The organism is Blochmannia endosymbiont of Camponotus sp. C-003 (assembly GCF_023585685.1).
Taxonomy (GTDB): Bacteria; Pseudomonadota; Gammaproteobacteria; order Enterobacterales; family Enterobacteriaceae; genus Blochmanniella.
Genome location: NZ_CP097764.1, coordinates 90,108 through 102,470, shown reverse-complemented (window position 1 = coordinate 102,470; position 12,363 = coordinate 90,108). Strand labels below are relative to the sequence as shown.

General features: G+C 30.2%; 9 protein-coding genes. 5 read left to right on the top strand and 4 right to left on the bottom strand.

Annotation, left to right across the window (positions count from 1 at the left end; all coding sequences use genetic code 11):
• Positions 1–128 precede the first annotated feature (128 nt).
• Positions 129–1,517 carry an aminodeoxychorismate synthase component I gene (gene pabB, locus M9397_RS00405; protein ID WP_250227010.1) on the top strand — a complete coding sequence of 463 codons (1,389 nt, stop codon included), beginning with the start codon at positions 129–131 and terminating at the stop codon, positions 1,515–1,517.
• A 61-nt stretch (positions 1,518–1,578) separates the two neighbouring features.
• Here the strand turns inward: pabB and M9397_RS00400 are convergent, their stop codons facing one another.
• Positions 1,579–3,135 (bottom strand): TerC family protein, encoded by a 1,557-nt coding sequence (locus M9397_RS00400; protein ID WP_250227009.1) that lies wholly within the window; start codon positions 3,133–3,135, stop codon positions 1,579–1,581.
• Between the two features lie 510 nt (positions 3,136–3,645).
• Between M9397_RS00400 and manX the strand changes: the two genes are divergently transcribed.
• From manX to M9397_RS00385, 3 genes are all read left to right on the top strand, one after another.
• Entirely contained in the window at positions 3,646–4,614 is a 969-nt protein-coding gene (gene manX / locus M9397_RS00395; RefSeq protein WP_250227008.1) for a PTS mannose transporter subunit IIAB, read from the top strand.
• An 85-nt stretch (positions 4,615–4,699) separates the two neighbouring features.
• Positions 4,700–5,512 (top strand): PTS mannose/fructose/sorbose transporter subunit IIC, encoded by an 813-nt coding sequence (locus tag M9397_RS00390; RefSeq protein WP_250227007.1) that lies wholly within the window; start codon positions 4,700–4,702, stop codon positions 5,510–5,512.
• A 26-nt stretch (positions 5,513–5,538) separates the two neighbouring features.
• Positions 5,539–6,405, top strand: coding sequence for a PTS mannose transporter subunit IID (locus M9397_RS00385; RefSeq protein ID WP_250227006.1), 867 nt, complete (start codon positions 5,539–5,541; stop codon positions 6,403–6,405).
• Between the two features lie 337 nt (positions 6,406–6,742).
• Here M9397_RS00385 and cspE read toward each other — a convergent pair whose 3' ends face one another.
• The 3 genes from cspE to zwf form a co-directional block, all read right to left on the bottom strand.
• Positions 6,743–6,952 (bottom strand): transcription antiterminator/RNA stability regulator CspE, encoded by a 210-nt coding sequence (cspE, locus tag M9397_RS00380; protein ID WP_250227005.1) that lies wholly within the window; start codon positions 6,950–6,952, stop codon positions 6,743–6,745.
• Between the two features lie 605 nt (positions 6,953–7,557).
• Positions 7,558–8,493, bottom strand: coding sequence for a protease HtpX (htpX, locus tag M9397_RS00375; RefSeq protein WP_250227004.1), 936 nt, complete (start codon positions 8,491–8,493; stop codon positions 7,558–7,560).
• A gap of 241 nt (positions 8,494–8,734) precedes the next feature.
• Complete coding sequence (gene zwf / locus M9397_RS00370; protein WP_250227003.1) at positions 8,735–10,225, bottom strand: glucose-6-phosphate dehydrogenase; 1,491 nt, start codon at positions 10,223–10,225, stop codon at positions 8,735–8,737.
• A gap of 657 nt (positions 10,226–10,882) precedes the next feature.
• On the opposite strand from zwf, the gene pyk reads away from it, so the two are divergent.
• Positions 10,883–12,331, top strand: a complete 1,449-nt coding sequence (pyk, locus tag M9397_RS00365) for a pyruvate kinase (RefSeq protein WP_250227222.1) — start codon at positions 10,883–10,885, stop codon at positions 12,329–12,331.
• The last annotated feature ends 32 nt before the right edge of the window (positions 12,332–12,363 follow it).

Genomic DNA, 12,363 nt, shown 5'->3' with positions numbered 1-12,363 from the left:
AAATAATTAAATCCAATACGTATAACAACATAAATTTTAAATATTTTCATTTCATAAAAATAACAACAACCCAATACTATACATACAATCAGTACATATTTCAAAATCATAAGGGAATATTTGTTTTAATGAGCATACATCTTATAGAGCTACCCTATCATCCTTACGCTACACTGAATCTTTTTGAGACTTTATCCAATACATCATGGTCTATGTTGTTGTATTCTGGTCATAACAATAAACACCCAGATAGCCGTTTCGATATATTAGTTACTGATCCAACACTAACATTAATAACGCACAACAATACCACTACAGTTTCTTGTAATAAACAACATCAAGTTAATAATGCAGACCCATTTCTTCTATTAAACAAATATATTCATATCATGAATATGCAATCAGAAAATAATTTTCAATTACCATTTCAAGGTGGATTTGTAGGTGTGTTTGGATATGATCTCGCAAGATATATTGAATCACTTCCGAAATTAGCAAAACAAGATCTTTCATTTCCAGATATGGCAATAGGTTTATATCGATGGGCAATTATTTCGGATCATAAACTTTGTAAAAATTACCTTGTTACTCATGATAATCCCAAAAAAATATTAAATTGGGTATATAAACAACAACATATATATAACAATCATATTTCTAAAACATCATTTCGTCTTACGCAATCATGGAAAAGCAACATGAGTCGCTCAGAATATGCTCAAAAATTCCATATTATCAAAAAAAATATAATTGCAGGAAATTGTTATCAAGTGTGCCTTTCGCAACGTTTCTCTGCTTCATATATAGGAGATGAATGGACAGCATTTCGTTATCTATTACATTATAATCACGCACCTTTTTCAGCTTTTATGAGGCTACCAAACAAATTGAGTATACTCAGTTTATCTCCCGAACGTTTTTTGCAGTTACATGATACAAAAATTAAAACTCAACCTATCAAAGGTACATTATCTAGATTAAAAAACGTACAAGATGATTATCAACAAATTATTAAATTATCTGAATCTACAAAAGATCAATCAGAAAATTTAATGATCGTTGATTTATTAAGAAATGATATTGGAAAAGTAGCTGTTCCAGGTAGTATTCATGTATCTAAATTATTTGATGTTCAATCATTTCCAGGAGTGCACCATATGATTAGTACTATTACAGGAGAGCTGTCTAACAATTTTTCAGCTTGTGATTTACTACGTGCATGCTTTCCAGGAGGATCTATAATTGGAGCCCCAAAAGTTCAAGTCATGAAATTAATTGAACAACTTGAACCACAACGTCGAAACATTTGGTCTGGTAATATTGGATACTTAAGTTGTTGCGGTAATATGGATACCAACATTGCTATCAGAACATTATTAGCTGAAAGACAATACCTGTTTTGCTCAGTAGGAAGTGGTATTATTTTCGATAGCGATGAAGAATCAGAATATCAAGAAATGCAAGACAAAGTCTCTACTATATTGCTGCCGTTACTAAAAAAATTTTATTTTAAATAACTACTTCAAATCAATTATTTATAATATATATCGTATACATGTATATGTCGCCAAATTTTATTTAATGATGTGTATCATTAGAAAACAACAGACATTCTATTTCTACTAACTCAATACGATACTCTATCATTTTTCGAATTATAAAACGCCATCTATTAATCGTCAACACGTCTCCTTCTTTTGGTATACGGTCGCAACGAGATAATAGCAAACCAGCTAAAGAAGCTACATGATCACAAACATGCACCAAATCATGGGCCTGTAATGCCTGTTGTAATGCATGCAAATCCGTACTACCTTTTACTAGCCAACCTGTCCCATTATTGATTATTTCAATCTCTGGTGTTTCATCTTCGTCAGGAAATTCACCAGCTATAGCTTCTAATACATCTAAAGGAGTTATTAATCCTTGAATAATACCAAATTCATTAGATACAACAACCATACTGCCTTTTGCACGCCGCAATTCCTTTAATAAATTTAAGACATCTAAAGTTTCTGGAACTACAATGGGCAAATTTTCTGAAGCATGTGTTTCTAACCGTTCTCCATTAGAAATAGCTGCCATTAAATCTTTAGCACGAACAATTCCTATTAATTGATCTAATTCACCGTTACATACTGGAAACATATTATGAGGAGTATTCATTAACGTAGCATATAATTCTTGCACTGGTTTTTGAGAATCTAACCATGAAATTTCATTTCGAGGGGTCATTATACTTCGTAGGGTACGTGAGGCTAATGATAATACTCCGGTGATCATATGGCGTTCCTCTTCAGCAAAATGTGTTTTTGATAAAAGAACTGAAGAATTTTTCTCTGTATCCACACTCCATTGTACCGTATTACCCATTAACCTCATAATCGCTTCTGCTGTACGTTCACGCATTGATTTAGTTGATTGGCCCTTCATGGAATTACAGTGAGCGACTTGATTAAATAATTCAATGAATACTGAAAATCCAATAGCAACATATAAATAACCTTTTGGTATATAAAATCCAATTCCCTCTGCAATTAGACTCAACCCAATAATTAATAAAAAACTCAAACATAAAACTACTACAGTCTGATGACTATTAATGAAATTAGTTAATAAACGAGATGATAGCGACATTATTACCACCGCTATAACAACTGCTATTATCATTATTGTTAAATTCTCTACTGTACCAACAGCCGTTATTACTGCATCAAGAGAAAAAATAGCATCAAAAACTACAATTTGTATCACAACTACCCAAAAACTAGCATATCCACGATTAGTGTGGTTATGTGTTTTATGCTCTAGTTGTTGATGTAATTCAGTAGTTGCTTTAAATAAGAGAAAAATACCTCCAAACAATAAAATTAAATCTCTCCCAGAAAATAAAAAAGTAGCAATCTTGCACAATGGTTTTGTGAGAGTTACGAACCATGAAATTAAAGATAATAAGGCTATACGCATTATCAACGCTAATGTTAACCCGATAATACATGCACGTTCACGTTGTTTTTTTGGAAGTTTATCTGCTAAAATACTAATAAAAACCAAATTATCAACACCAAGCACAATTTCTAAAATGACTAAAGTTAATAATCCTATCCACATTGATATGTCTGTTAAAAATTCCATGATAATCTCCATTGAACATTAAATAACAAATCATCTCATGGCATATTTATATTAAACATATTAAAATATTTGATTATATAATGAAGTTATCAGCAATAAATTAAACACGATCAAAATACAAATTTTTGTAGAGGGGGTGTTGATAAAATGAAATATATAACCACAAAATTATGTGGAGATTACTTAAACAACAAAACCATTGTTACGATATAGTATACAATATCTCTTTCATATTATTAAAAATAAACATATTAACATTAAAGATAATGTTTCATTATGAAAAAAAGACAGTATAATACAATTGTTTGTTTGAAGTATATTAAATTTAATTTAATTCTGTACTGTCTGAAAGAAAAAAATCATAAAACAATCTGTACAATCATATCGATATAATTTTTTAAATATCAAACAATGTTTGTCATACACGACGACATTAAAAACAATTTCTTATTATTTCTTTAAGATCAAAATAATAAGGAATTGTTAAAATACATCAAAGAGGAAACAATAGTGACTATTGCTATTATATTGGGAGCACACGGTTCTGTATCCAAAAAATTACTCGACACCACTGAAATGATCATAGGCAAACAAAAAAATGTTGCATGGGTTGATTTACTACCCGAAGAAAACACTAAAATACTAATTGAAAAGTATAATGCACATCTATCAAATCTTGATACAAGCACAGGGGTGTTATTTATGGTGGATACCTGGGGAGGTAGCCCTTTTAATGCCGCTCATAGTATTGTGTTAAACAAAGAAAAATACGATATTATTACAGGAATGAACATCCCTATGTTAATTGAAGTTTTCATGGCGCGCGATGATACCCATTCTTTACAAGAACTAATACAAATCGCATTAAACTCTGGTAATGAAAGCATAAAATCAGTAAAATATTCTTTAACTAATCACCATTTTCACTATGAAAACAATATCATTAAACATACTCCCGCACCTGAATTATCAAATAAAAACAAAAAAAACCATATGACCATTTGCTTGGCACGTATTGATGACAGATTAATTCATGGACAGGTAGTAACTCGTTGGACTAAAGAATATAATGTGCAACGTATCATAGTAGTAAACGACGAAGTATCTAAAGATATGATCCGAAAAACTTTACTTACCCAAGTAACCCCTCCTGGAATAACTGCTCATGTTTTAGATATCAACAAAACCATACGTGTGTACAATAACCCTAAATATGCCGGAGATAAAGTTATCATGTTATTCACTAATCCTACAGATGTTTTACGTCTTATTGAAGGTGGCATTCCTATCAATTCAGTAAATATTGGAGGAATGGCTTTTTATAAAGATAAAAAACAAATAACTAATGCTATATCAGTAAATAACACAGATATTGAAGCTTTTAAAAAACTTGATCAATATGGCATTGAGTTAGAAATACGTAAAGTTCCATCAGATCCATCACTAAAAATGATGCAATTAATAAAAAAAAATAAATAGTTGTTTAATTAATTAAAATATACAATTTTATTTAATACATTTATATAAACATTGTATTTTTATTTTTATATATTCAGGAAATGAAATGGAAATCAACACACTTCAGATTATTTTATTATTTATTACATCTTGTATTATCGGAATGGGTTCAATACTTGATGAATTTCAATGTCATAGACCATTAATAGCATGTACATTAATTGGATTAATTTTAGGAGATATAAAAACCGGGATTATTATTGGAGGAACATTAGAAATGATAGCACTAGGGTGGATGAATATAGGCGCTGCTGTAGCACCTGATACCGCTTTAGCTTCAATCATTTCAACCATTTTAGTCATTATGGGGCAACAGTCTATCGGATCAGGAATTGCTTTAGCCATTCCATTAGCCGCCGCCGGTCAAGTATTAACCATTATTGTGCGCACTATTACTGTAGCCTTTCAACATGCCGCTGATAAAGCAGCTGAACACTGTAATATAACAATTTTAAATTGGATTCATATTACAGCACTCATGTTACAAGCTATGCGAGTTGCAATTCCAGCTACTATTGTTGGAATTTCCGTTGGAACCGAAACAGTGCACTGTATGCTTCATTCAATTCCAGAAGTGATAACTAATGGTTTAAACATTGCTGGAGGTATGATCGTAGTAGTTGGTTATGCTATGGTTATAAATATGATGCGCACCGGATATTTAATGCCATTTTTTTTTCTAGGATTCGTTATTACAGCTTTTACCAGTTTTAATTTAGTCGCATTAGGTATTATTGGTGTAGTTATGGCTATCCTATACATCCAATTGTCTCCACGTTATTATAATCAAGTTAAGCAAAAAAATATTTCTAACTCAACTGTTCAATCTACAAGTAAACTTGATGATGAACTAGATTAATAAGACCAGATTAATAGGTAATAATAATGATTAATAATCCTCAAAAAATCTACACTAAAACAAAATCAATAAAATTAAAGAAAAATGATATACGTGCAGTTTTTATTCGTTCTAATATTTTTCAAGGATCTTGGAATTTTGAACGTATGCAAGCATTGGGATTCTGTTTTTCTATGATTCCAGTAATCCGACGTTTATACCCAAAAAACAGTAAAGATCAAAAAGAAGCAATAAAACGCCATTTAGAATTTTTTAATACACACCCCTATGTCGCTGCTCCTATATTAGGCGTTACTATGGCTATGGAAGAACAAAAGGCTAATGGTGCTACTACTATAGATAATGCTTCTATTAATGGTTTAAAAGTAGGACTAATGGGACCTTTAGCTGGAGTTGGGGATCCAATATTCTGGGGAACTGCTAGGCCAGTATTTGCTGCATTAGGGGCAGGAGTTGCCATAGAGGGCAACTTATTAGGTCCGTGTTTATTTTTTATTTTATTCAACACAGTCAGACTAACCACTCGTTATTATGGTATTACGTACGGATATCAAAAAGGAATCCGCATTGTTCATGATATGGAAGGAGGAGTTTTACAAAAATTAACAGAAGGTTCTTCAATTTTAGGTCTATTTGTTATGGGAGCATTAGTTAACAAATGGACGCACGTAAATATACCATGTGTGTTGTCTAAAATTACTGATAATAATGGAAAGACAATAATCACAACTGTACAGAACATTTTAGATCAGCTTATGCCTGGATTTATTCCTTTATTATTAACATTTACTTGCATGTGGTTATTAAACAAAAAAATAAATGCATTATGGATTATTATAGGATTTTTTGGAATTGGAATTGTTGGATACTGGACAGGATTATTAGGTCTTTAAGAATAGAAAGTTAGACCTGAAAAAAATAAGAGGAACTAATACATTCATGAAAGTATTAGTTCCTCTTATTTTTTTCAGGTCTAACTTTATATTCCAGCATTAGCATTCACCATTATCCATTATTTTAAAATCTTTACTAAAATTACTAAAATTAACACATTAGTACTACATCTTACCTCATATACCTGTATATTATATATATCTGTAAACTTTAAAAAAGTACTATGTATTTCGCATCAACAGTAAATTTGTACTATGACATTCGCTGTTTATATTCTTTCAAAAAATATCCTTTTATATAAAGATAACTACAACCGCCATCCACGTCCATTAATCATCATAAAGCTGTCACGTTCACAGCAGATGGACCTTTATGCCCATCTTGAATTTCAAATTCTACATTTTGACCCTCAGACAAAGTTTTAAATCCATTTCCTTGAATGGCAGAAAAATGTACAAACACATCTTTACTCCCATCTGACGGTGTAATAAAACCAAAACCTTTAGATTCATTAAACCACTTTACTTGACCTTTAATTTTTGCCATCTTACATACTTCCTTTAGAGTGTTTACATTTGCCGTAACAGCGATTAAAAAAAAACCAGAGTTATTATTCTCGTGAAACATTCAAATAAGAGGAAATTATATTATTCATACATAACACTTCTTTACTGAAGTTATCAAAAATACTACTTATATACGGAAGCATATCTCGGTTTACCTGACACTGCTAGATCACTTAATTGCATGCAATTAAGTCTAGCTAATAATACATAAAATCTTTCATTTATATTTTACACTATCATCAATAACAAAAAATAATTCAATAATAATAATACTGAAGTAATGATCACAATTCAACACATTTTTTATATACACCATTTAATCAATTAATAATATTTAAAAACTATTATATATAAATAAATATTCTACACTACTACTTCTACCATATAACACCTAAAAACAAAACAAATTTTTTCGTTATTTTAGGGCATAATTAAATTAAAATAAATGTTTTTTATACAACTGTCACACTTACACTAAAATTCCACAGAAAAAATAATATTTATTTTTTGTTTTGTAAATCATACGATGTATAACTCTTTACATAAACTTATAAAATAATCATTTTATCTTTAATAAAAAATTACTTATTTAAAAAAATAAGACGACTTATTTAAATAAGTACCATGTTGTAATGCTTCTATCCGTTTATCTAACGAAGGATGAGATGCGAATAAATCGCTCAATATATTTTTTTTTACACTATTAATATATAAAGTAGTAATACTATTAGACATTTTGAGTTCATGACTATTTTTTAATTCTTGTAAAGCAAGAATAACATTTCTGCATCCTACTAATTTAGCAGCACCAGCATCCGCATAAAACTCACGATGTCGCGAAAACCAAAAAACAATAATACTAGCCAGTATACCAAACACAATCTCTAAAAACATTGATACAATCATATATATTACAGAATTATTCATATCACAATAATTATCATCATGAGTATCAAGTTGCTCATCATTTTGATCATGCACAAACGAAGTCCAATAAGAGACCAGTACAGCAAGACTACGCGACACAAAAATTACAAAAGTATTAATTACACCTTGAATCAGGGTCATAGTAATCATATCGCCTGAAGAAATATGATTCATTTCATGAGCAACAACAGCTTCAATTGATTCTTGATTCATATTTTTCAAAAGACCAGTGCTAATAGCTATTAATGCTGAATTTCTTCTAACTCCCGTAGCAAAAGCATTCATATCTACAGAATCATAAATAGCCAACTGCGGCGCAGCAATATCTAATTTTTTAGCTTGAACATTTATTGTTTTCAATAATAAACGTTCCACATCATTAGATGCTTTACTAATAATCACACCATTAACTGCAGATAAAGCGATAGATTTAGATAACAATAACGAAATAAACGCACCTCCAAAACCAAATATTCCAGCTATTCTCATTAATTCAAATGTAGTAGAAGACCAACATCCCAATAAACTCAATATACTACCAAATAATACCATTACTGATAAATTAGTAACTAAAAATAATATAATACGCATCATAAAAAACCATCTTCCTCTTTACTAGAAATACCTAAATATTTAAACAATGTTTAATACTATAAATAATTTTAATGTTTTAAAAAAAAAATATTTTATATAAAACAGCAACACTTTTATATCAATTTTTAACAATTAGAAATATTTAATTCTAACAAATGTCTTTTAAAAAAAGATAAAAGCATAACATTTCTATTAATTAATAATATAAAAAAATCAACAATTACTATAATTTATAAAATCATTATGTATAAAATTGATAGTCATTCCAAAAACGACCATCTTTAGCAATCATAGTCATAGAATCTGTAGGTCCCCAAGTGCCAGCCTTATAAAGCTTTGGAGCATAATCTTCCAGTGCCCAAGCTTGTATAATAGAATCCACCCATTGCCAAGCACCTTCTATTTCATCACAGCGAACAAATAATGCTTGAATACCACGCATTGTCTCCAATAATAAACGCTCATACGCATCGACTACATGTTCTGAATAAAAATCTTCATAAAAACTTAAATTCAATTTAGTAGTATGCAACCGATGCTTATGACCTAATCCAGGTACTTTATTCAAAATTTGAACATCTATTCCCTCATCTGGTTGCAACCGAATAGTCAACTTATTGTTGGGCAAATCTTTATACGAATCAGGAAATAAATTAATCATTGGTTTTTTAAAAAAAATCACAATTTCAGAATATTTAATAGGTAACCTTTTCCCGGTACGCAAATAAAACGGCACTCCGATCCAACGCCAATCATCTATATTGACACAAATAGATACAAATGTTTCAGTATTACTACTTGTATTAGCTCCCTCTTCCTCTAAATAACCAGGTACTGGTTTTCCTTGAATAAATCCAGAGGTATATTGCCCACGCACAGTAACATCATGTATGTTATTACAATCAATTTTCCTCAATGAATGGAGCACTTTAACTTTTTCGTCTCGAATACAATCAGCGCTTAAATTAGTTGGAGGAGACATAGCTACAATAGTCAAAATCTGCAATAAATGACTCTGTATCATATCACGCATCTGCCCTACCGAATCAAAATATCCCCAACGACCTTCAATACCCACTTCCTCTGCTACAGTAATTTGCACATGATCAATGGTATTATTATCCCAATTTGAGGAGAATAAATAATTTGCAAAACGCAATGCCAATAAATTCAAAACTGTTTCTTTTCCTAAATAATGATCAATACGATAAATTTGATTTTCCTCAAAATATTCTGATATCTGCGCGTTAATAATACGAGCAGAATCTAAATTGGTACCCAATGGTTTTTCTATAACTACACGATTTGATTTTTTGTTTAATCCAATAGTACTTAATCCTTTACATATAACACCAAACGTATCAGGAGGCATAGCAAGATAATTTACTGTCACCATGTCTGCTGCACTCTTTTTTATCTTATCTAACAACAAAACAAATCGTTCAGTTTGATATACATCTAAATTACAAAAATCAAGCCGTGCTCTAAACACATACCATAACGATTCATCAATAGGCTCTTTCATAAATGTTTTTAAAGCAACATACACGACTTCAATATACATAACAAGACTCCATTCTGCACGACCTACTCCTATAATACGTGTATCAGGATGAATAGAACCTATTTTTTCTAATTGATATAATGACGGAAACAATTTTCTACGCGCCAAATCACCTTTAGCTCCAAAAATAATTAAATTACATGCTTGAGTGGTAAATGTTGATCTCATATTTATTCTCTGATATGTTAGATGAATACAAGTACTTAATATCCATCATATATAGGTAGGTTATATAGCAAATATAAACTTATTATATTTAATCAAAAATATAATAAGTAGCTTACTTAAGCAAATTTAATTTTATAAAAATAAACACTCTAAAATAATCAGGTATCATGTATACTATTAATAGTAATCATTTTTATATTTTCACGATATTGTAATACATTTTTATATTTACAGATACATAACCAAATTACATACCCAAAAATTAAGCATGTCTAAAATAATAAAAATATATAATAATAGATATTTTATAATAACGAATTAAACATTCCCATAAGTTTATTTATAATTGAACAGTTTATTTTTCATTCAAAATAATATCTACCACAAACTGTAGTTATCTATGTGTTTATCCCAATCAGTAGACTACTGATATTTACAATTTCAGATTGTTACTACATTAATATTAATAATATTTCTATAAAATAATTAATTATTTTATAGATTATAAAGAATAAATATTTCATATATAATTATATTATATAGTATATTAAGATTTAATATAAAATAAACATAAAATTATATTATATATATAACATAATTAATAATCATCACTCTTTAATTTTAATTATTTACATTTAAGTTACATAAGGAATGATTATGCTAGAACAATTGAGAAGAACCAAAATTATCGCTACTTTAGGTCCTGCTACAGATAAAAGCAATAATCTTGAAAAAATAATTGTCTCAGGGGCAAATATCGTACGACTAAATTTTTCTCATGGAAAAAGAACAGAACATTTTATCCGAGCAAAAAAAGTACGCGAAATCGCCTCCAAATTAAACACATATGTTGCTATTCTCGGAGATTTACAGGGCCCTAAAATTCGTATATCAACTTTTCAAAGTGATAAAATATACTTAAAATCTGGAGATAACTTTTTAATTGATTCCATGATGACCAACAATAATAAAGATAGTCAAAAATGCGTAGGTGTTGATTACGAAGAACTTGCTCGAGACGTATATCCAGAAGATCTGCTTCTATTAGACGATGGAAGAATCCAGTTGAAAGTTATAAAAATCCATGATACTAAAATATATACCAAAGTAATTATCGGGGGTATGTTATACAACAATAAAGGCCTAAACAAATTAGGAGGAGGGCTTGCAGCAAAAGTATTAACAAAAAAAGATAAAATTGATATCATCACTGCAGCTCAAATTGGAGTTGATTATCTAGCAATATCATTTCCGCGTAGCAGTATAGATTTAAATTACGCACGAAAATTAATTGTTGATGCTGGAGGTCATGCAAAAATTATTTCTAAAATAGAAAGAGCAGAAGTAGTTGCATCCGACGAAACAATAGATGATATCATTTACGCATCGGACGCAGTCATGGTAGCTCGAGGGGATTTAGGAGTAGAAATTGGAGAACCAGAGCTAGTGGGTGTGCAAAAAAAAATAATACAAAGAGCACGTACCCTTAATCGAGCAGTCATCACCGCAACCCAAATGATGGAATCTATGGTTCATAATTCTATACCTACTCGCGCAGAAGTAATGGACGTAGCCAATGCAGTGTTAGATGGTACTGACGCAGTTATGTTATCCGCTGAAACTGCTACAGGTCAATATCCATCTGAAACCGTAGCAGCTATGGCTAATGTATGTTTAGGTGCTGAAAAAATTTCAAACATCAATTTTTTAGCAGATATCAGTCAAAAAAAAAAATTTAACAATATCGAAGAAGCTATCGCTATATCGGCCATGTATACTGCTAATCACCTAATAGGAGTCAGTGCTATTATTGCTTTAACTGAACTTGAAAGTACTACGTTGTTGATGTCTCGTATCAATTCAAAGTTACCTATTTTTGCTCTATCCCAACACAAACATACTTTAAATATAGTTACTCTTTACAAAGGAGTTATTCCTATTTATTTTAATAGAACAGGGAACAATGTAATAGATGCCAAATATGCTAGCAATTTATTACGCGAAAAAGGACTGCTACTATCTGGAGAATTAGTGGTTGTGATACAAAATGATATATACAATAAATGCGATGTAATTAATATTAGCTATATTTTACAAGTAGAATAATCATTCATTGACTGAAATGCTATTACAATGAA